This is a genomic window from Nitrincola alkalilacustris (assembly GCF_008973755.1).
Taxonomy (GTDB): Bacteria; Pseudomonadota; Gammaproteobacteria; order Pseudomonadales; family Balneatricaceae; genus Nitrincola; species Nitrincola alkalilacustris.
Genome location: NZ_WBOM01000001.1, coordinates 137,145 through 159,143, shown reverse-complemented (window position 1 = coordinate 159,143; position 21,999 = coordinate 137,145). Strand labels below are relative to the sequence as shown.

General features: G+C 54.2%; 20 protein-coding genes. 9 read left to right on the top strand and 11 right to left on the bottom strand.

The window, feature by feature from the left end; all coding sequences use genetic code 11:
- Positions 1-10: 10 nt before the first annotated feature.
- From F7R27_RS00755 to tkt, 9 genes are all read right to left on the bottom strand, one after another.
- On the bottom strand, positions 11-1,075 hold the full coding sequence (locus F7R27_RS00755) for an efflux RND transporter periplasmic adaptor subunit (RefSeq protein ID WP_168927390.1): 1,065 nt from the start codon (positions 1,073-1,075) through the stop codon (positions 11-13).
- 338 nt (positions 1,076-1,413) lie between these two features.
- Positions 1,414-2,163 (bottom strand): amino acid ABC transporter ATP-binding protein, encoded by a 750-nt coding sequence (locus tag F7R27_RS00750; protein WP_151702316.1) that lies wholly within the window; start codon positions 2,161-2,163, stop codon positions 1,414-1,416.
- Positions 2,164-2,178: 15 nt separating this feature from the next.
- On the bottom strand, positions 2,179-3,276 hold the full coding sequence (locus F7R27_RS00745; protein WP_151702315.1) for an amino acid ABC transporter permease: 1,098 nt from the start codon (positions 3,274-3,276) through the stop codon (positions 2,179-2,181).
- Between the two features lies 1 nt (position 3,277).
- Positions 3,278-4,456 (bottom strand): amino acid ABC transporter permease, encoded by a 1,179-nt coding sequence (locus F7R27_RS00740; protein ID WP_151702314.1) that lies wholly within the window; start codon positions 4,454-4,456, stop codon positions 3,278-3,280.
- A gap of 118 nt (positions 4,457-4,574) precedes the next feature.
- The gene (locus tag F7R27_RS00735) at positions 4,575-5,588 is read right to left on the bottom strand and encodes an amino acid ABC transporter substrate-binding protein (RefSeq protein ID WP_151702313.1); all 1,014 of its coding nucleotides are present in this window, start codon (positions 5,586-5,588) and stop codon (positions 4,575-4,577) included.
- Between the two features lie 361 nt (positions 5,589-5,949).
- Positions 5,950-7,014 carry a class II fructose-bisphosphate aldolase gene (fba, locus tag F7R27_RS00730; protein WP_151702312.1) on the bottom strand — a complete coding sequence of 355 codons (1,065 nt, stop codon included), beginning with the start codon at positions 7,012-7,014 and terminating at the stop codon, positions 5,950-5,952.
- 25 nt (positions 7,015-7,039) lie between these two features.
- Entirely contained in the window at positions 7,040-8,209 is a 1,170-nt protein-coding gene (locus F7R27_RS00725) for a phosphoglycerate kinase (RefSeq protein WP_151702311.1), read from the bottom strand.
- A gap of 52 nt (positions 8,210-8,261) precedes the next feature.
- Positions 8,262-9,278, bottom strand: coding sequence for a type I glyceraldehyde-3-phosphate dehydrogenase (locus F7R27_RS00720; protein ID WP_151702310.1), 1,017 nt, complete (start codon positions 9,276-9,278; stop codon positions 8,262-8,264).
- A gap of 81 nt (positions 9,279-9,359) precedes the next feature.
- On the bottom strand, positions 9,360-11,354 hold the full coding sequence (gene tkt, locus F7R27_RS00715; RefSeq protein WP_151702309.1) for a transketolase: 1,995 nt from the start codon (positions 11,352-11,354) through the stop codon (positions 9,360-9,362).
- A gap of 274 nt (positions 11,355-11,628) precedes the next feature.
- On the opposite strand from tkt, the gene metK reads away from it, so the two are divergent.
- From metK to F7R27_RS00670, 9 genes are read left to right on the top strand one after another with little or no spacing between them, the layout of a single operon-like run.
- Entirely contained in the window at positions 11,629-12,849 is a 1,221-nt protein-coding gene (gene metK / locus F7R27_RS00710) for a methionine adenosyltransferase (RefSeq protein WP_151702308.1), read from the top strand.
- 4 nt (positions 12,850-12,853) lie between these two features.
- Positions 12,854-13,582 (top strand): 16S rRNA (uracil(1498)-N(3))-methyltransferase, encoded by a 729-nt coding sequence (locus tag F7R27_RS00705; RefSeq protein WP_151702307.1) that lies wholly within the window; start codon positions 12,854-12,856, stop codon positions 13,580-13,582.
- A gap of 58 nt (positions 13,583-13,640) precedes the next feature.
- The gene (gene gshB, locus F7R27_RS00700; RefSeq protein WP_151702306.1) at positions 13,641-14,594 is read left to right on the top strand and encodes a glutathione synthase; all 954 of its coding nucleotides are present in this window, start codon (positions 13,641-13,643) and stop codon (positions 14,592-14,594) included.
- A complete protein-coding gene (locus F7R27_RS00695) occupies positions 14,591-15,562 on the top strand; it encodes an energy transducer TonB (protein ID WP_151702305.1) in 972 nt (323 codons plus the stop codon). The genes gshB and F7R27_RS00695 overlap by 4 nt, the downstream gene beginning before the upstream one ends.
- A gap of 36 nt (positions 15,563-15,598) precedes the next feature.
- Positions 15,599-16,168 carry a YqgE/AlgH family protein gene (locus F7R27_RS00690; protein ID WP_151702304.1) on the top strand — a complete coding sequence of 190 codons (570 nt, stop codon included), beginning with the start codon at positions 15,599-15,601 and terminating at the stop codon, positions 16,166-16,168.
- Between the two features lie 20 nt (positions 16,169-16,188).
- Complete coding sequence (gene ruvX, locus F7R27_RS00685; RefSeq protein WP_151702303.1) at positions 16,189-16,647, top strand: Holliday junction resolvase RuvX; 459 nt, start codon at positions 16,189-16,191, stop codon at positions 16,645-16,647.
- Entirely contained in the window at positions 16,647-17,156 is a 510-nt protein-coding gene (gene pyrR / locus F7R27_RS00680) for a bifunctional pyr operon transcriptional regulator/uracil phosphoribosyltransferase PyrR (protein ID WP_151702302.1), read from the top strand. Before ruvX ends, pyrR begins: the two co-directional genes overlap by 1 nt.
- Positions 17,157-17,181: 25 nt before the next feature.
- Positions 17,182-18,186 carry an aspartate carbamoyltransferase catalytic subunit gene (locus F7R27_RS00675; protein ID WP_151702301.1) on the top strand — a complete coding sequence of 335 codons (1,005 nt, stop codon included), beginning with the start codon at positions 17,182-17,184 and terminating at the stop codon, positions 18,184-18,186.
- A gap of 16 nt (positions 18,187-18,202) precedes the next feature.
- Positions 18,203-19,477, top strand: a complete 1,275-nt coding sequence (locus tag F7R27_RS00670; RefSeq protein WP_151702300.1) for a dihydroorotase — start codon at positions 18,203-18,205, stop codon at positions 19,475-19,477.
- A gap of 237 nt (positions 19,478-19,714) precedes the next feature.
- Here F7R27_RS00670 and F7R27_RS00665 read toward each other — a convergent pair whose 3' ends face one another.
- Both F7R27_RS00665 and F7R27_RS00660 read right to left on the bottom strand, forming a co-directional pair.
- Positions 19,715-20,890: a PilT/PilU family type 4a pilus ATPase gene (locus F7R27_RS00665; RefSeq protein ID WP_151702299.1), complete on the bottom strand. Its 1,176-nt coding sequence runs from the start codon at positions 20,888-20,890 to the stop codon at positions 19,715-19,717.
- 20 nt (positions 20,891-20,910) lie between these two features.
- Positions 20,911-21,945, bottom strand: a complete 1,035-nt coding sequence (locus F7R27_RS00660; RefSeq protein WP_151702298.1) for a type IV pilus twitching motility protein PilT — start codon at positions 21,943-21,945, stop codon at positions 20,911-20,913.
- Positions 21,946-21,999 lie beyond the last annotated feature (54 nt).

Sequence of the window (21,999 nt, the reverse complement as noted above, 5' to 3'; positions counted from 1 at the left end):
TGTGCTCCTGTCAGGTTTCCTGGCGTTCTGAAAGAGGTGTCACCACCCGTACCTCTCGCCCTTCGGTCAAACCGAGAAAGCCACGTGTCACTATCTTGTCGCCAGGCTCAATACCCTGCAACACTTCAACCTGATCACCGATACGCAACCCGGTTACAACCGGCTTACGTACAACAGAGGCAGCATCATCAATCACATACATGTACTCATTCTGATCAAATCGCAGTGCACTGAACGGCACCAGCAAACGCTCACCGGCAGTACTGGACAGATTCACACGTACCAACTGACCAGGCCTTGCCCCCTGAGGCACCGGATGCAGCGCTACCTCTATCTGACCACGCCGGGTAATCGGGTCGACATTGGGATAGATACGACTGATCGTACCGGTAAACCGCCCCCCGCCACCCAGAGCATCGATGGTGATCTCGGCCGAGCCACCTTCAACCAGATTCGCAAGTACCAGTTCCGACAAGGTGACATCAGCGACCAGTGTACTGTGATCAGCCAATGTCAGGAGATGAGTATAACGCTGCGCAATATTACCTGTTTCGCTCAGGCGCTCGGTGATAACACCATCAAAAGGGGCCAGAATCCGGGTATAACTTAACCGCGTTGATAGAATCGCCTCTTCAGCACGCGCACTCTCAAGCTCTGTTTCACGTCTCAGTAGCTCTTCAGTTGATACCAGGTTTCGCTGCGCCAGAGACCTGACCCGCTCAAGATCCTGCCTAGCCTGAGCCAGCTGCGCCCTTGCCCGTTGCAGCTGCGCCGATAACAGTGCGTCATCCAGTTGTGCAACCAGATCACCCTGTTTGACAGCATCTCCCGGATAGTAAGGTAAAGCAGTGATACGCCCCTCTTCCTGGGTAAAAAGCTTGACTTCGGTACTGGCACGCAGTGAGCCAGTTCGCACTCGCTCTATCGCTGCATTGACCAGCTCGGCACGATGCACCTCAACCAGATGATCACGCGTCGGAGGAGGGCCGGTTCGTGCAGGAGCTTCATTACCACAGGCGGCAAGCAGCGTTGCAAGACTAAACAGGGTAGTGAGCTTCAGTATTAAAATCTTCAATAGTCTGCCTCTGCAACATGGCTGCCTGCTTAAAATAACAAAATCTGAACGTCAGACAGCGAACAGACCCTGTACAGCCGTTTGAGCGAAGGCTGTAAGCAGAGTTCCCTACCCACCGGGGATCACCTGTTAACGTTCAGTGGTTTATATCAAGTCTACGTGAAAATTTCACTTTTGAATCAGTTATCATGTATATAACCGACACCTCAAGGCAGATACCTTTGCCGAAATCTGTCCATATAACGAAAAGGGCAGCCAATGGGCTGCCCTTTTATGCACAGGGATGTGCAGTATGCTGGCAATGCAGGAGCAGTTGCCAGCGATGACCTGCCAGCAGGTCAGTGACCAAGAATCTGGCTGAGGAAGAGTTTGGTACGATCTGATTGAGGGTTGTTGAAGAACTCCTCCGGCTCGTTCTCCTCAACGATCTGACCGGCATCCATGAAGATTACGCGATCCGCAACCTTCTTGGCAAAGCCCATCTCGTGCGTCACGCAGAGCATGGTCATCCCTTCGCTGGCCAGTTGCACCATGACATCCAGTACTTCCTTGATCATCTCAGGGTCAAGCGCTGAGGTCGGCTCATCAAACAGCATCACTCGCGGGTTCATGCACAGACTGCGCGCTATCGCTACACGTTGCTGCTGACCGCCTGACAACTGACCGGGGTACTTGTTTGCCTGCTCAGGAATCTTGACGCGCTCGAGATATTTCATCGCGATCGCTTCCGCTTCCTTCTTCGGCATCTTGCGTACCCATATCGGTGCCAGTGTGCAGTTCTGCAACACTGTCAGATGCGGGAAGAGGTTGAAGTGCTGAAACACCATCCCGACTTCCTTGCGGATCTGACCGATATTCTTCAGGTCATTGTTCAGCACCACACCATCAACGATGATCTCCCCTTCCTGATGCTCTTCCAGGTGGTTGATACAACGGATCATGGTTGATTTACCGGATCCGGAAGGTCCACAGATAACGATCTTCTCGCCCATCTTGACGTTCAGATTGATATCCTTGAGAACGTGAAACTCACCGTACCACTTATTGACGTTATTGAGTGTAATTACAAACTTATCTTCAGTAGTCATTGACCACGACTCCACTTATCTTTTATGGCCGGTGTTAAGACGTCGCTCCAGATAGGCACTGTAGCGCGACATGCTGAAACAGAATATCCAGAACATGAAGGCGGCAAATATATAACCTTCAGCGGGATATCCCAGCCAGGCCGGGTCAGCCAGCGCCTGCCGCACCATTCCCAATACATCTAGCAGACCGATAATCAGAATCAGACTGGTATCCTTGTACAGAGAGATGAGCGTATTCACTATGCCCGGAATCATGATTTTCAATGCCTGAGGCAGGATGATCAGGTTGGTCTTCTGCCAGTAGCTCAGACCCAGCGCATCCGCACCCTCATACTGACCTTTACCGAGCGCCTGCAGACCACCACGCACCACCTCCGCCATATAGGCTGACTGGAACATGATGATACCGATCATCGCACGCATCAGTTTGTCGGCATCCGTACCACCGGCAAAGAACAGCGGCAACATCACCGACGCCATGAACAGGATGGTGATCAGTGGTACACCACGCCAGAACTCGATAAAGATCACACACACCAGCCGCACGGCCGGCATGTTGGTACTGCGACGCCCCAGCGCCAGCAGAATCCCTATCGGAATCGCTGCCACTATGCCAACCAGCGCCAACACCAGTGTCAGCATCAGGCCACCCCAGCGGTGAGTTGGCACCACATCAAGACCCATGCCTCCGTACAGCAGGATGTAAGCTGCAACCGGGAAGACTGTTAAGGACAGAATCGCACCCACTTTCTTGAAAGGGATGCGTGGCACGCTCAACCAGATCAGGAAACCGATCAGCAGGATAAACGCAAGGTTCGGACGCCAATAGCTGTCTTGTGGATAGAATCCATACATGAACAGATTCCAGCGTACACTGATGAACACCCAACAAGCGCCACCACTGTCACAGTCGGAACGATGATTACCGACAAAGTCAGCATTCAGCAGTCCCCAACTGATCGCCCAGCTCAACACCTGCCAGACTATATACAGACCCAGAAGTGTCACGATCGAGTTAGAGATATTCGAGAAAAGGTTTTTGCGCATCCAGCCCAGCAGGCCGACTTCGCTCAGCGGTGCAGGACGTGCAGGTTTTGGAGTAAATTCAGTCATCTTAACGCTCCACCAACGCCATGCGCCTGTTGAACCAGTTCATGAAAGCCGATACCGATAGGCTGATCGTCAGATAAACCAGCATGGTCATACTGATGATCTCTATCGCCTGTCCGGTCTGGTTCAGGGTTGTGCCGGCAAACACGGATACCAGATCCGGATAGCCGATAGCCGTTGCCAGGGAGGAGTTTTTCGCCAGGTTAAGATACTGACTGGTCATAGGTGGGATCATGACACGCATCGCCTGCGGCAGAATAACCAGCTTTAGACGCTGCCCCTCATTCAGGCCCAATGCACGACAAGCTTCCGTCTGGCCATGAGAAACCGACTCAATACCAGATCGAACTATCTCAGCGATATAGGTACTGGTATAGATGGTCAGCGCAAACCAAAGCGCCAGCAACTCAGGCAGCAGCGTCATGCCACCACGGAAGTTAAGGCCTCGCAGCTCCGGGTAATCGAGAACAAGCGGTCTACCAGTCAGGAAGAATCCGATGATCACGGTTCCCAGCAGAATACCGACAGAAGCCCAGAAGGTCGGGAACTGTTGACCGGTATCCATCATTCGCTTGTTTGCCCAGCGCGCCAGCACGATGACACCGATGATGGCTGCAACAATCAATGCCACATAGATACCGAACCCTGAGTCGGCCACCGGCTTGGGCATCGAAATGCCCCTGACATTGATAAAGATCGCTTCACCTATCGATATACTGTCTCGCGGTCGCGGCATCGCTTGCAAGACTACGTAGTACCAGAAGAAGATCTGGAGCAGCAGCGGGATGTTACGCAGGATCTCAATGTAGACCATTGACAGTTTGCGCAGCAGCCAGTTAGGCGATAAACGGCTGATGCCGACAAATACCCCGAGAATGGTCGCAGTGATGATACCCAGCGCCGATATCAGCAGGGTGTTCAGCAGACCGACAAAAAAGGTCCTGCCGAAAGTGAAGGTTTCATCATATTCAATCAGGGATTGTGAGATACCAAAGCCAGCCGGCTGACTCAGGAAGCGAAAGCCCGTGGAGATGCCGCGCTGATCCAGGTTGGTCATGACGTTGCCGACGATGTTCAGAACGAACCAGAGCAGCAGACCAACAATCACCACCTGGTAGAAGATACTTCGGGCGGTTGGGTTATACACCAGCCGGAGAAGGCCGGTATTATTTTTCGGTTTCATAGAGGGGAGAATGCCTCTTTTACACTGTCGGCATTTAGCCCGACAGATTATACAGACAGAACCCAAACCGGGAGCCTGCGCTCCCGGTCTGATCCAACTATCGTACTAAGTACTTGAATTAGCGGATAGGTGGAGCGTATTGCAGACCACCGTCTGTCCACAGAGCATTCAAACCACGCGCGATCTGAAGTGGTGAGCCTGTACCAACAGTACGCTCGAACACTTCACCGTAGTTACCTACCTGCTTCACAATGTTGTAAGCCCATTCGTTGTCCAGACCCAGCAGCTCTCCCATATTGCCTGAGGTACCCAGCAGACGCTGCACGTTGGGATCATTTGAACCCTTCATCTCATCAACATTGGCACTGGTCACACCCAACTCTTCAGCATTAACCTGAGCGAAGAGTGCCCATTTGACGATGTTAAACCACTGATCATCACCTTGGCGGACAACAGGCCCCAGAGGCTCCTTGGAGATGACTTCAGGCAGTACTTCAGCACTGTCTGGATCGGACATACCGATACGCAGAGAGTAGAGCTGAGACTGATCAGAAGTCAGGATATCGCAACGTCCTGCTTCGAAACCGGAGATTGTCTGGTCAGACGTATCATACAGAACCGGCTCATAGGACATGCCGTTCATGCGGAAGTAGTCAGCCAGGTTAAGCTCGGTAGTCGTACCGGAGGAGATGCAGACAGACGCGCCATCCAGCTCCTTGGCACTGGAAACGCCCAAGTCCTTGCTGACCAGGAAGCCCTGACCGTCGTAGTAGTTAACACCGGTGAAGTTCAGACCCAGTGATGCGTCACGCGTCAGCGTCCAGGTAGTGTTACGTGGCAGCACATCGATTTCGCCGGACTGCAGAGCTGTGAAGCGCTCAGTAGCAGTCAGTGACACAAAGTTCACCTTTTCAGCATCACCCAGCACAGCAGCAGCAACAGTACGGCAGAAATCCGCATCCAGACCCTGCCAGCGACCAGCGCTGTCAGTTGCTGAGAAGCCTGCCAGACCGTCACTCACACCACACTGTACTGCACCACGGTTTTTAACGGTTTCAAGTGTGTTAGCACTCACACCTGCAGATGCAGTCAGTACCGCAGCAGCGCCGATAAGTGTTGCAATCTTCTTCATGCCATATCTCCCATGACTTTTTATATTATTGTTTTTACGCAACAGGATAGTGTTGCGCATAAACACTCGCATAACAGTTAGCAATTACCGGGCCAGATTCTTACGATCCGCTTCGGCAAACCTGAAACGAGCATTCATGCAGCTTTTCTACTTATTCTTAGTGAATGAAGCTAATAAGAAATTAGCGCATCTGATGATGAAAATACACCTCTATTTGTAAAAAAAGTACAAGAATGGTGCACCGCAAAACAAAAAAGCCCCGAAAACAGGCACAACCGATACATCAGATGCAGGGATGATAAAAAAAGAGAATCACAAGGAGAGAGACCAGCGGGCATAACCCGCCAGTCTAAAGGGATAATCAGTTGATTTTGGCGTTCAACTTGCCTGATTCATAAAGATCAGCCATGGTCTCCAGCGACAGTGCGCGGATTTTGCTGGCATGTCCGGCCGTACCGAAGGCTTCGTAACGATCAACACAGATCTCGCTCATCGCCTTGATCGTTTCCATCAGGAACTTGCGAGGATCAAATTCGGATGGGTTCTGAGCCATGAAACGACGCACAGCCCCTGTTGAGGCCAGACGCAGGTCAGTATCGATATTGACCTTGCGCACGCCATATTTGATACCTTCGACGATCTGCTCAACCGGTACCCCATAGGTTTCGGGAATCTCACCACCATACTCATTGATCACCTTCAGCCACTCCTGCGGCACGGAAGATGAACCATGCATCACGAGGTGGGTTTCAGGAATCCGATTGTGGATAGCCTTGATACGATCGATCGCCAGAATATCGCCAGTCGGTGGACGAGAGAACTTGTAGGCACCGTGTGAAGTACCGCACGCAATCGCCAGTGCATCCACTTGAGTAGCCTTGACGAACTCTGCAGCCTCATCGGGATCGGTCAGCATCTGATCATGGGTCAGCGTACCTTCAGCTCCGATACCGTCCTCTTCACCCGCCTGCCCGGTCTCCAGCGATCCCAGACAGCCCAGTTCACCCTCAACCGAGACGCCACAGGCATGCGCCATCTCGACCGTTCGACGGGTCACATCGACATTGTAATCGTAGTCTGTCGGCGTTTTACCATCCTCACCAAGTGACCCATCCATCATCACCGATGAGAAGCCCAGCGCAATGGAGCGCTGACAGACTGCAGGGCTGGTACCGTGATCCTGATGCATGCAGACAGGGATATGTGGAAACTCCTCAATCGCCGCCAGAATCATGTGTTTCAGAAAGTTGGAACCGGCATATTTGCGCGCGCCGGCCGATGCCTGAACGATCACCGGGGAATCGGTTTTGGCAGCCGCCTCCATGATCGCCCGCATCTGCTCCAGGTTATTGACATTAAATGCCGGAATTCCGTAGCCATATTCAGCTGCATGGTCGAGCAACTGACGCATTGAGATCAGAGCCATGTTTTTCCCTCAGATTTCTGGTTCATTACTTGCTGGCAGCACGCTGTTCCAGCATTGCTACCGCTGGCAGTACCTTACCCTCGACAAACTCAAGGAAAGCGCCACCGCCTGTTGATATGTAGGATACTCGATCCGCAATCCCATACTTATCCACCGCTGCCAGAGTATCGCCGCCTCCGGCAATCGAGAAACCCTGGTTGTCGGCAATCGCCATGGCAATAACCCGGGTGCCTTCACCAAACTGATCAAACTCGAACACGCCCACCGGACCATTCCAGATGATAGTGCCTGCATTTTTCAGCAGTTCGGCCAGCTTCTCTGCTGAACGAGGGCCGATATCCAGAATCATATCATTTTCTGAGACATCATCGACCGACTTGATCGTTGCTTCAGCTGTTTCGGCAAACTCTGTCGCTACCACTACATCTTCAGGCAGGGGGATACTCACCTTCTCCATCAGCGCCTTGGCCACTGGAATCAGATCCGGCTCGTAAAGCGACTTACCGACCGGTTTACCGGCCGCAGCCAGGAAAGTGTTAGCTATCCCGCCACCCAGAATCAACTGATCGCACTTGTCGGACAAAGCGCCCAGCACTTCCAACTTGGTTGAAACCTTGGAGCCACCAACAATAGCCAGCAGAGGCTGTGCCGGTGTCGCCAGAGCTTTTTCCAGCGCCTCCAGCTCATTCGCCAGCAGAGGACCGGCACAGGCTAAATCGGCAAAGCGCGCAACCCCGTGGGTAGAAGCCTGCGCACGGTGAGCTGTACCAAAGGCATCCATCACATAAATATCACACAGGGCCGCCATTTTGCGTGACAGCGCCTCATCATCCTTTTTTTCTCCGGCATTGAAGCGCACGTTTTCAAGCAGCACAATCTCGCCGGCTCCCACCTGGAAGTTACCCTCCAGCCAGTTACGGATCAACGGCACGGGACGCTGCAGCAAACCGGACAGGTGCTCAGCCACCGGAGACAATGAGTACTGATCATCGTATTCACCCTCCACCGGACGCCCGAGGTGAGACATCACCATCACACTGGCGCCCGCTTTCAGTGCCAGTTCGATGGTTGGCAAGGCTGCACGGATACGCGCATCGGAGGTCACTTTGCCATCTTTTACCGGAACATTGAGATCTTCACGGATCAGCACACGCTTTCCGCTCAGATCCAGATCTGTCATTTTCAGTACGCTCATAAAGATAAGCCCTGCTTGTTTTAAAATTGTTTTTAAAATAGTTATTAAAATTCTAGCGCGTCTGCAGCCAGTAACCGGCCACATCCAGCATTCGGTTGGCGTAGGCCCATTCGTTATCAAACCAGCACATAAGCTTCAGCAGTCGTCCACCTGATACACGTGTCTGGGTGCCATCCACCACCCCCGAGCGTGCATCACGATTGAAATCAACCGACGCATGCGGCTCTTCCGTATACCCCAACAGCCCCTGCAAAGCGCCTTCAGAGGCATTCCGGAGCAACTCGTTCACTTCTGCAACACTGGTATCACGACCCAGATTGATCGACATATCCATCAGTGACACATTGATGGTCGGTACCCTGACATGCAAACACTGGAAACGTCCTGCCAGATGCGGCAGCAGTCGATCAATACCACGATCCAGCCCTGTGTCTACCGGGATGATGGATTGCAGCGCGCTGCGAGTCAGACGCAGGTCCGTGCGATGGTAGCTGTCAATCACCGGCTGATCATTCATCGCGGAGTGGATGGTCGTGGTCACGCCGTTTTCTATGCCAAAGGCACGATCCAGCAGATCCAGAACCGGAATGATGCAATTGGTGGTACAGGAGGCCGCCGATACGATCTTGTGCGCAGGCTTCAGTTGCTCATGGTTGTAACCATACACGATGGTTGCATCCACGTCGGCTTCAGCCGGCTGTGAAAAGAGCAAACGTTTTGCTCCACTCTGGATATGCTGCATCGCCATGGCCCGGTTGGAGAAGGCTCCCGAACACTCAAGCACCAGGTCGATTTCCAACTCCCCCCAGGGTAAACGCGCCGGATCGCTCTCATTGAGCACCTGAATCCGGTCATTGGCGATCAGCAGGTGGTCACCATCCTGCGTAATAGGCAGGGGAAAGCGACCATGGGTCGTGTCGTAGCGGGTCAGATAGGCAACGGTAGCAATGTCCGACAGTTCATTGAGTGCCACCACCTTAAACTGTGACTGCCAGCCACCCTCATAGATGGCACGCAGCACACTCTGCCCGATCCTGCCATAACCATTGATTGCAATACGAAAGCTCATCAGTGTGTCCAGATAAAAAGAGGGATCAGCTTCTGATACCTCTTCAGCTGCCCCTCTTCTGTCGTGTGCGGATCAAATGGATCAGAGCAGAGCGCGCACCTTCGCAGCTACGTTCTCAGCAGTGAAACCAAAGTGTGTAAACAGATCACCAGCCGGTGCCGATTCACCAAAGCTGTTCATACCCTGTATGGCACCATTGAGACCGACATACTTGTACCAGAAGTCGGCCTGAGCCGCTTCAACTGCCACTCGTGTCGTGATCGCTGCAGGCAACACTGCATCACGGTAAGACGCATTCTGCTTGTCAAAGCGTTCGGTACAGGGCATGGATACGACACGCACCTGCTTACCTTCTGACGCCAGCAGCTCTGCCGCTTCCATGGCCAGTGAAACTTCTGAACCTGTCGCGATCAGTATCGCATGAGGTGTACCAGCGGTATCACGCAGGATATAGCCACCACGCTCGATCTGTGCCACCTGGTCATCATTGCGCGCCTGATGTGGCAGATTCTGGCGAGAGAAGATCAGCGCACTGGGGCCGTCGGTCCGCATTACCGCCTGCTGCCAGGACACGGCAGACTCAACCGCATCACAAGGCCTCCAGGTTTCCATGTTGGGTGTCTGGCGCAGGCTGGCAAGCTGCTCGATCGGCTGATGAGTCGGGCCATCTTCACCCAGACCGATAGAATCGTGGGTGTAAACGAAGATCACACGCTGCTTCATCAACGCAGCCATGCGTACGGCGTTACGGGCATACTCCATGAATACCAGGAAGGTCGCGCCATAAGGAATGAAACCACCATGCAACGCAATACCGTTCATGATCGCGCTCATACCGAACTCGCGCACACCATAGTACAGATAGTTACCGCTGGCATCTTCGCGGCTGACCCCTTTCGAGCCAGACCAGATCGTCAGGTTGGAACCCGCCAGATCAGCAGAGCCACCCAGAAACTCAGGCAGAACAGGACCGAGAGAGTTCAGTGCATTCTGTGACGCCTTACGTGAGGCGATGGTTTCACCCTTGGCTGCAACATCACGAATCCAGGCATGCGTCTGCTGAGCAAAGTCTGCTGGCAGCTCACCCTTCAGACGGCGCAGCAGTTCTGCAGCCAGCTCTGGGAATGCCTGCTGATAAGCACTCAAGCGCTCATTCCACTCCTGCTCAACCTTTTCACCATAGCTGACAGCATTCCAGTCTTCATAAAGCTCACCCGGCACATCAAACGGCATATGCGGCCACTGCAACTGCTCGCGCGCCAGCAGAATTTCGTCTTCGCCCAGAGGTGCCCCGTGGCAATCCTCTTTACCCTGCTTGTTCGGTGAACCAAAACCTATAATGGTCTTGCAGCAGATCAATGTCGGCTGTTCAGTGTTGCTGCGGGCCTGCTCAATGGCATCAGCAATCTGCTCAGCATCGTGACCGTCGACATCACGAATCACCTGCCAGCCATAGGACTCAAAGCGCGCAGGCGTGTCATCCGTGAACCAGCCCTCAACCTCACCATCAATGGAGATGCCATTGTTATCCCAGAAAGCGATCAGCTTGCCCAGGCCCAGCGTTCCGGCGAGTGAGCAGACCTCATGGGATATACCCTCCATGAGGCAGCCATCGCCCAGGAAGGTATAGGTGTAGTGGTTGATAATGTCGTGCCCATCGCGGTTGAACTGGGATGCCAGTACTTTTTCGGCTATCGCCATACCCACCGCATTGCTGACACCCTGGCCCAATGGACCGGTGGTGGTCTCAACGCCTGGACAGTAACCATACTCAGGATGTCCGGCTGTCTTGCTGTGCAGCTGGCGGAAGTTTTTCAGGTCATCGATGGAGACATCGTAACCGGTCAGGTGCAGCAGCGAGTAGATCAGCATGGAACCGTGACCATTGGACAGCACGAAGCGGTCACGATCAAACCAGTCAGGATTCGCAGGATTATGCTTCAGATAATCGTTCCACAGCACTTCGGCGATATCCGCCATCCCCATTGGTGCACCTGGATGACCGGATTTGGCTTTCTGTACGGCATCCATGCTCAGTGCACGAATAGCATTGGCAAGTTCTCGACGAGAGGACATTCAATCAACTCCTGGGTCTGGCCCATTTGAGGTTTTGGTTCGGGTTAAAAACGGACGCCAATTTTCTCGCAGTTGGATCTCATCTTCAAATACAATTGCGACCAAAAGAGCTATTTTCATATGAATATCGCAAATTTTTCATGATTAACACCTGCAAGAGTTATGAAAAGTCTGTCCAGTACCGGTAAAATAGATCCTTTTCGCATAATCGGCTCGTATTCTGTTGCGCGAGCATTTTGCCAAGTCATCACCCAGTTCAAGGATTACAACCGCAATGAGCGAATATTCTCTGTTCACCTCTGAATCCGTTTCAGAAGGCCACCCGGACAAGATTGCCGACCAGATCTCCGATGCCGTACTCGACGCCATTATCGCACGCGACAAAAATGCGCGCGTGGCCTGTGAAACACTGGTCAAGACCGGAGTCGCAATCGTTGCCGGCGAAATCAGCACCAGCGCCTGGGTCGATCTGGAAGATCTGGTTCGCCGCGTGATCATGGAGATTGGTTACACCTCCTCGCGAGTTGGCTACGATGGAGAAACCTGCGGCGTGATCAACCTGATCGGCAAGCAGAGTCTGGATATCGCCCAGGGCGTCGATCGCAGCAATCCCGAAGATCAGGGCGCCGGTGATCAGGGCCTGATGTTCGGCTACGCCACCAATGAAACTGACAGCCTGATGCCTGCGCCCATCCACTATGCACACCGCCTGGTCGAGCGCCAGGCACAGCTGCGCAAAAGCGGCTTGCTGCCCTGGTTGCGTCCGGATGCCAAGAGTCAGGTTACCTTCCGTTACGATGACCAGGGCAAGCCCTGCGGCGTCGATGCAATCGTTCTCTCAACCCAGCACGACCCGGAAATTGATCAGGAAGAGCTGCGTCGCATGGTCAAGCGCGAGATCATCGAGCAGGTGATCCCGGCGGAATGGCTCAGCGACACCACCCGTTTTCATATCAACCCGACGGGCAAGTTCGTCATCGGTGGCCCAGTGGGCGATTGCGGTCTGACCGGTCGTAAAATCATCGTCGATACTTACGGTGGCATGGCACGCCATGGCGGCGGTGCTTTCTCTGGTAAAGACCCCTCCAAGGTTGACCGTTCAGCGGCTTACGCTGGGCGCTATGTTGCAAAAAACCTGGTGGCAGCGGGTCTGGCTGATCGTTGCGAGATTCAGGTGTCTTATGCAATCGGTGTTGCTGAACCGACCTCCGTGTCGATCAACACTTTCGGCACAGGTAAAATCAGCGATGAGCGCATCATCGAACTGGTCAGAGAGCATTTCGATCTGCGCCCCTTTGCGATCACCCGCATGCTGGACCTGCTGCATCCGATGTACCAGCTGACAGCAGCTTATGGCCACTTCGGCCGGGAGCCTTTCGAAACCAGCTATAGCTGGATTGATCAGGATGGTATTGAGCAGACTGAACACTTCACTGCCTTCACCTGGGAAAAAACCGACAAGGCTGACGCACTGAAAAAAGCTGCCGGCATCTGACCTCATGCGTATCCCACGATTCCATGAGCCGCAGCCGCTGGCAGAGCACAGTGAGATAAGCCTCAGTGAAAACACCGCGCAGCATGCGATTCGTGTGCTGCGCCTGCGTGTCGGCGACGAACTGATTCTGTTCAATGGTGATGGCCATGACTATTACGCCAGCATCAGCGCTGCCGGAAAGCGCGATGCCAGTGTCAGGATTCTGCATCGCGAAGTCCGCGCGGCGGAATCTCCACTGAAAATAGAGCTGGGCCAGACTCTGTCTCGCGGTGAGCGCATGGATTTCGCCGTACAGAAAGCCACCGAGCTGGGATGCGCCGTCATTTCTCCACTGTTCACGGAACGCTGCGAGGTCAAGTTGACCAGCGAACGCCAGGACAAGCGCCAGCGTCACTGGCAGCAGATCGCCATCAGTGCCTGCGAGCAATCACAACGCAACCAGATCCCCGACATCGCCCATCCACAACCACTGGCGGACTGGCTCGATCAGGTCGATGCGGACCTGAAGCTGGTCCTGCATCATCACGACACACAACCCATGGGGAACCTTCCACGCCCCGTGTCTGTCGCACTCTTGATCGGTCCCGAAGGCGGACTGACAGAGAATGAGGTGACACTCGCCAAGAGCAAGGGGTTTATCCCCGTATGCTTCGGCCCACGAGTCATGCGTACCGAAACGGCCCCCATCGTTGCCAGTGCAATTTTGCAGTATCTTTGGGGTGATCTGGGTTAATATTTACTCAGACCCGGTTCCCAACAGCCGCAGAAACGAATCAGACAGGAACATTCACATGCGCATTAAAGTTGGCATCGTCATGGATCCAATTGACGCCATCAGCTACAAGAAGGACAGCTCTCTGGCGATGCTTCATGCTGCCCAGCAGAAGGGCTGGGAGCTCTGGTACATGGAGCCTCAGCACCTCTTTCTGGAAAACGGTAGCGCCAAAGCCAGCATGGCACCACTGCAAGTCGCGATGGACCCGAGTAACTGGTTCAGCCGTGGTGAGTATGAGAACCGCCCGTTGAGTGATATGGATGTGATCCTGATGCGAAAGGATCCCCCGTTTGACAATGAATTTCTCTACAGCACACAGTTGCTCGCCATGGCGGAGTCTGCCGGTACTCTGATCGTCAACCGTACTCAGAGCCTGCGTGACTTCAACGAGAAACTCTTCGCCACGCACTTCCCGCAGTGCTGTCCACCGCTGCTGGTTTCCCGCAGTGACGCGCTGCTGCGCCGCTTTCATGCCGAACATAAGGATGTCATTTTCAAACCTCTGGACGGCATGGGCGGCTCCTCAATATTCCGTATCGGTGACGACGGCATGAATCTGGGTGTGGTGATTGAAACCCTGACACGCCATGGTCAGCAGATGATCATGGCACAGCGCTATATCCCGGAAATCGCTGCAGGCGACAAACGCATTCTGATGATTAATGGTGAACCTGTTCCCTATGCATTAGCACGCATTCCCTCCGCTGGCGAGACTCGCGGCAATCTGGCGGCCGGTGGGCGTGGTGAAGGTCGCCCACTGACGGATCGTGATCGTTGGATCTGCGAACAGGTTGCACCTGTTCTGCGCGAAAAAGGGCTGCTGTTTGTCGGGCTGGATGTGATAGGCGATTATCTGACCGAAATCAATGTCACCAGCCCTACCTGTATCCGTGAACTGGATACACAGTTTGGATTGAACATAGGCATGGATCTGATGAACTGCATAGAGCAACAATTGCGTGAAAGATGAGATCTCACGGAGCTGCTGACATAAGCTGGAATGAGCCGGGGCTTAATCGCCTCGGCTTCAATCTGTTTATTGCCCTTGCGGCCCACGGCCTGCTGATTCTGTCGGTCGGCTTCACTCTGCCCAAACCTGCCACCACGGATCACACTCTTGATATCACCCTGGCTCAGTATGTGGCTGAAGAAGCCCCGGACAATGCCGACTTCTTTGCACAACTCAATCAGCTCGGCAGCGGCGACAGCGAGGAGGTTGCAGCACCCTCAACCCGCGAAGAAGCACCGCTGGAAAGTGAGGATACAAGCGAGCAATCACCACTTGAGATACCCACAGATCCAATCCCCGAACCCGAGCCGGTAGAGCCGGTTCCGATCCCCGAGCCTCTGCCAGAACCGGAGCCGGAGCCGGAGCCTGTACCATTAGAGCAGCCCGGCACCGAAACGACTGTCACCACTACCAGTGCGCAGCCCGAGCAGGTACCGGATCAGCAGCAACTGGAGCCAGCCAGCACACCTCCACCCACCATCAGCGGTGGCTCCACGTCACTGCTGGCACGCAGCATGGAGATCGCCAGTCTTCAGGCACAACTGCAAATGGAACAGCAAAACCTGGCCAAGCGACCGCGAGTCAGGCGACTGACTGCCGCTTCCACCATGCAGCATGATGATGCTGTGTATCTGGATAACTGGCGGCGCCGAATTGAGTCTATCGGAAACCTCAACTATCCTGATGAGGCAAGGCGCAATAATCAGCATGGAAGTCTGCGCCTGCTGGTTGCCATCCAACCCGATGGCAGCGTCCAGAACATCGAAGTACTGCAGTCCTCGGGATATCAGGTACTGGATGATGCCGCCATACGTATTGTGCAGCTTGCAGCACCTTTTCAACCCTTTACGATCGAGATGAGAAAAAATACGGATGTTCTGGAGATAATTCGCACCTGGAAGTTTGAGAAAAGAGCCCAGGTGTACTAATGCTTAGATACAAGGATCTCAATGTTGGTGAATACCATGCAGGAACCTACTACACTGCGCGATCAGCTTCTCATTTCCATGCCTCACCTTGCAGACCAGCACTTTTCAAGGACGGTTACCTACATCTGTGATCACAGCGAATATGGAGCCATGGGGATAGTGATCAATCGGACCACCGGTATCATGGTGCACGATCTTCTGAACCATATTGATCTGGACTACACCCGCCTCGCCCTCAAGCCAACCCCAGTCTATGCCGGTGGCCCTGTGCACACGGATCGCGGCTTTGTGCTACACCTCAATAAACCAGGTCAGAAGTGGCTATCCAGCTATGCGGTAACACCTGATATCAGCCTGACCACCTCTGTCGATATACTCGAAGCACTCGCCATAGGTGAAGGGCCGGATAAATTCCTGGTGGCACTGGGCTATGCCGGCTGGGGTCCGGGACAGCTGGAGCAGGAATTAAGCGAAAACAGCTGGTTAAGCTGCCCGGCAAATTCCGATATACTGTTCCAAATTCCAGCCGAGGAGCGACTTCAGGCTGCTGCGTCCGTCCTGGGTGTCAATCTGCAACTGATGACTGCTCATGCCGGACATGCCTGATACGCCAGACATGTGAGTGCATGAAACAATACTACCAACGTGTGATGGGCTTTGACTTCGGCACCAGCCGAATAGGCATCTCCTATGGACAGGCTCTGACCGGTACTGCATCTCCTCTCAAGCCGATAACGGCACGCGATGGCATTCCAGACTGGGATGCGCTTGGACGGATCATCGCCGAATGGCAACCGGAGGCTCTGGTAGTCGGCATTCCGCTGAACATGGATGGCAGCATCAGCGATATGGCTCACCGAGCACGCAAGTTCGCCAACCGCATGAACGAACGTTATCAATTGCCCTGTTTTATCATTGATGAACGCCTGACCAGTGTTGAAGCCAAGCGTATTCATCTCGAAGCGGGCGGCGGCAACAATTTCAAAAAGGAGTCAGTGGATGGCATTGCCGCTCAGTTGATCCTCGAAGACTGGTTCAATTCCGATACACCTGTTCCAAGCCACACCCGACTGGAGGACCTTTAATGGTAGCGGGAAACCTTGATGTTGATCAGCTCCTCGATAAGATGGGCCAGGATCTGAAAGCGCTGATCCATGAACGCGGAATCACCGATCCGCTGATGATCGGAATTCGCACCGGTGGTGTCTGGCTCGCAGAACGTCTGCACAAGCAACTGGAGCTGAGCAGTCCGCTGGGAGTGCTTGATATCAGCTTTTACCGGGATGACTTTACCCGCGTGGGGATGAACCCCAAGGTACAGCCTTCACAACTGCCCTGCGCCACCGAAGATCGCAACCTGATCCTGGTTGATGATGCGCTGATGAGCGGCCGCACCATTCGTGCCGCACTGAATGAGCTGTTTGATTTCGGGCGCCCTGCCAGCGTGACACTGGTCACCCTGCTCGACCTGCAGCGCCGGGAACTGCCGATTCAGGCAGACGTAACCGGTGCTACACTGTTGCTCGACGAGCAGCAGCAGATCAAACTCTGCGGCCCCGACCCGCTGACACTAGAGATTAAACAACGCAACTGAACGCGACAGCCCAAGGCCAACCGACATGTCTGAACTGAATGAAGCCCCGGCATCGATCCAACTGACCAGCAGCGGTCAGCTCAAGCATTTCCTGACCGTTGAAGGTCTGTCACGCGAGTTGCTGACAGAGATCCTGGACACGGCTGACTCCTTTGTTGATATGAGTGCACAACAGGTGAAAAAGGTACCTCTGCTGCGTGGCAAGACAGTGGTCAACCTGTTTTTTGAAGCCAGCACTCGCACCCTGTCCACCTTCGAGCTCGCCGCCAAGCGCCTGTCGGCAGACGTGTTGAATCTGAATATCAGCACCTCCTCGACATCCAAGGGCGAAACTCTTAAAGACACCCTGATGACGCTGCGTGCGATGCACTCGGACATGTTTGTCGTGCGCCACTCCAGCAGTGGGGCGGCTCACTTCATCGCCCAGCATGTCACACCCGATGTTGCCGTCATCAACGCCGGAGACGGACGCCATGCGCACCCCACTCAGGCGATGCTGGATATGTTGACCATCCGCCAGCACAAGGGTGACTTCGCCAATCTGAAAGTTGCCATCGTCGGCGATATTTTGCACTCGCGGGTTGCACGCTCCCAGATCCACGCTCTGAAGATCCTCGGTGCTGGTGAAATACGTGTGATCGCCCCCAAAACACTGCTGCCTTCCCATATCGAAGCGATGGGGGTCAAGGTGTTTCAGGAGATGGCGGCAGGGCTGCGTGATGTTGATGTCGTGATGATGCTGCGCCTGCAGAAGGAGCGGATGCAAACCGCCCTGCTGCCGAGCGAAGCCGAGTTCTACAAACTCTACGGTCTGACCAACGACAAGCTCGCCTACGCCAAGGCAGATGCTGTGGTGATGCATCCCGGTCCGATCAATCGTGGAGTCGAGATAGAGTCAGCCGTGGCAGACGGCCCTCGCTCCCTGATCATGAATCAGGTGACCAACGGCATCGCCGTGAGGATGGCCGTGATGTCGATGGCCATGAGCGGACAGCTCACCGATATCCAGAAACAGCCTGAACTGATTTAAGGGGTCAAGTCTCAAGATGAAAATCAAAATCGAAGGCGGACGAGTGATCGATCCGACTCAGGAACTGGACCAGATTACAGACCTCTACGTCGATTCGGGTGTGATAGTAGCGATCGGCGATGCCCCTGATGGTTTTGGCAGTGCCGAAGTTATCGATGCCCAGGGCAAAGTTGTCTGTGCCGGGCTGATCGATCTCTGCGCACACATGCGCGAGCCCGGCTTCACCCGAAAAGGTACCATTGCCAGCGAAACAGCGGCCGCAGCAGCAGGCGGCATCACCACTCTGGTAACCCCACCAACCACCAGTCCCTGCATCGATAACCCTGCGGTTGCCGAACTGATTCAGGATCGTGCAGCAGATGCCGGCTTCGCGCGCGTATTGCCGATGGGTGCCCTGACACGGGATCTGGGCGGTGAGCAGCTTGCGCCTCTGCATGCTTTATCCAGCTCAGGTTGCATCGCCTTTACCAACGCCCGCCAGCCGGTGCCCAGCTCACTGGTGCTGCTGCGCTGTCTGGAGTATGCCGCTACTCATGATCTGCTGGTTATCTTCCAGCCACAGGATGCTGCTCTGGCGCACAATGGCTGTATTCATGATGGCGCCAATGCCACCCGCATGGGCCTGAACAGCATCCCCGAAACAGCAGAAACCATTGAAGTGGCCCGCTGCTTGCTGCTGGTGGAACAAACCGGTGTGCGCGCCCACTTCGGTCAGCTCAGCTGTGATCGCTCCATACGCCTTATCGAAGCCGCACAGCAACGCGGCCTGAACATCACCGCCGATGTCGCTGTGCATCATCTTCTGCTGTGTGATGAAGATGTCAGCGAATTTGATGCCGCACTGCATCTGATCCCGCCACTGCGCAGTCCCCTGGACCGTGCAGGGCTGCGTCAGGGGCTGGTGACCGACACCCTGCAGGCGATCTGCTCCGACCATCAACCGCAGGATCTGATCTCCAAGCAGGCACCCTTTGCCGATACGGAGCCGGGCCTGAGTGGTCTTGAAACACTACTGCCGCTGAGCCTGAAGCTGGTTGAACAGCAACTGCTAGCCCTGCCGCAACTGATCGAAAAGCTTACCTCTGCCCCCGCCAGAATACTGGGGCTGGATGATGGCACGTTGGAGATTGGCAGCCGTGCCGATATCTGCATCTTCGATCCGGCAGAGACCTGGACACTGAATCCCGAAAAGCTGCGTTCCAATGGCTGGAACACGCCCTTTGCAGGTAAAACACTGACTGGTAGGGTGAAGGTGACACTGCTGGGTGGCAAGGTGGTGTATCGCGATTGATGAAGGATCGTGCCATTGGGCCGTGCCGGGTACCGGGTGCGCCTATCCGGGGTCGGCGTAAACCCATCCATGGGGCCTAGACCGCAACATCCCTGTTGCGGACTCCCCCGGATAGTCACCCCCGGCACCCGACACTCATCTGGGCGCGAACTCCGAAACTGGAGTATTAACTCTGCGATAGTGGGGCGCATCCCGGCGCCTCACACCAAGGTATCCGGGATATGGCTGATCTCACCACTACATCGCCTTAACGTCGACAGAGCCTGAAATATTCAGGTTATCTTCCTCATCCTGCAAGGTGAAGCTTGGCATATCGCCGTCACCACCACCCTTGCCTTCGGGCACGTTAGTGGAGCCATCGAGCTTGATCATCAAACGCAGATCATTCGCCGAATCGGCATGGGTCAGCGCCACATCGTAAGCGATCACACCCTCTTTATAGAGTTTGAACAGCGACTGATCAAAGGTCTGCATACCGAGGTTGGTGGATTTTTTCATCACATCCTTGATCTCATGCACATCAGCCTTGCGGATCAGATCCTTGATCAATGGCGTATTGATCAACACCTCTATCGCAGCGCGTCTGCCCTTGCCATCCACGGTCGGCAACAGTTGCTGCGCCACAATCGCTTTCAGGTTCAGTGACAGGTCCATCCACAACTGATCATGATGATCCGCCGGGAAAAAAGAGATGATACGATCCAGCGCCTGGTTGGCGTTGTTGGCATGCAACGTTGCCATACACAGATGCCCGGTCTCGGCAAACTGCAGACCATACTTCATCGTTTCCATGGAGCGTATCTCACCCATCAGAATCACATCCGGCGCCTGGCGCAGCGTATTCTTCAGTGCGATTTCAAAGGAATCGGTATCCAGCCCCACCTCACGCTGAGTGATGATGCTCTTCTTGTGATTGTGGATATACTCGATCGGATCCTCGATGGTGATGATATGACCGGCATAGTTTTCATTACGATAGTCGATCATCGACGCCAACGAGGTCGATTTACCGGTTGAAGTACCACCGACAAACAGGATCAGGCCGCGCTTCGTCATCGACAGATCTTTCAGCACCGGCGGCAGATTCAGCTCTTCGAGGCTGGGAATATAGGTGTCGATTCGGCGCAACACCATACCCGGTGTATTGCGCTGAATGAAGGCACTGACACGGAAACGTCCGATGCCCGGCGCACTGATTGCAAAGTTGCACTCATGCGTGCCCTCGAACTCGGCCAATTGCTTGTCATTCATCGTGCTGTATACCAGAGCGCGTGCCTGAGCAGGCTTCAGCGACTCTTTTGTCAGTGGTTTGATCGTACCATCCACTTTAATGGCTGGTGCAGCACCCGCCGTCACGAATAGATCTGACGCGCCGCGATCAGACATCACCTTGAGCAGTTGTGTAAAGTCCATGGCAGGACTCCTTTTTCAAATCAGAATGAGGAGGGTGTTTTGGCCTTTTCGCGGGCAGCTTCACGCGAAATAAGCCCTTTCTGCACCAGCTCGGTCAATGACTGATCCAGGGTTTTCATACCGACTGATGCACCCGTCTGTATAGCGGAGTACATCTGTGCGACCTTGTCTTCACGGATCAGGTTACGGATAGCCGGAGTGCCGATCATGATCTCAAACGCCGCCACTCGGCCACCCTTGGTTTTTTTCATCAGCGTCTGCGAAATAACGCCCTGCAAGGACTCCGACAACATCGAGCGCACCATATCCTTCTCCGCTGCAGGGAAAACGTCAATGATACGGTCAATGGTTTTGGCTGCCGAGGTGGTATGCAGTGTACCGAATACCAGATGGCCGGTCTCGGCTGCCGTCAGTGCCAGACGGATGGTTTCCAGGTCACGCATCTCGCCCACCAGAATCACGTCCGGATCTTCACGCAGTGCCGAGCGCAGTGCATTGGAGAAGCTGTGTGTATCACGATGCACTTCACGCTGGTTGATCAGGCACTTCTTGCTCTCGTGCACAAACTCGATCGGGTCCTCGATCGTCAGAATATGATCAGAGCGGGTATCATTGACATAGTCGATCATCGCCGCCAGCGTTGTACTCTTACCCGAGCCTGTCGGCCCGGTCACCAGCACCAGCCCTCTGGGCTTCTCTGACAGATCCTTGAACACCTTGCCCATGCCAAGATCATCAAGGGTCAACACCTTGCTCGGAACAGTACGGAACACCGCTGCCGCGCCGCGATGCTGGTTGAAGGCATTGACACGGAAGCGGGATACTTTCGGCACTTCAAACGAGAAGTCTGCCTCCATGTGTTCCTCATACTCCTTACGCTGCTTATCATTCATGATATCGTATACCAGCGTCTGCACCTGTTTGTTCTCAAGCGCTGGCAGTTTGATACGCCGCACATCGCCATCGACACGGATCATCGGCGGCATGCCGGCCGTGATATGCAGGTCGGATGCACCCTGTTGTACGGCAAATGACAAGAGTTCGGTAATATCCATGGGTTCAGACTCACAAAGCTTTCAATTGAATGTTAAGTTCTAGCAGAATAGGTT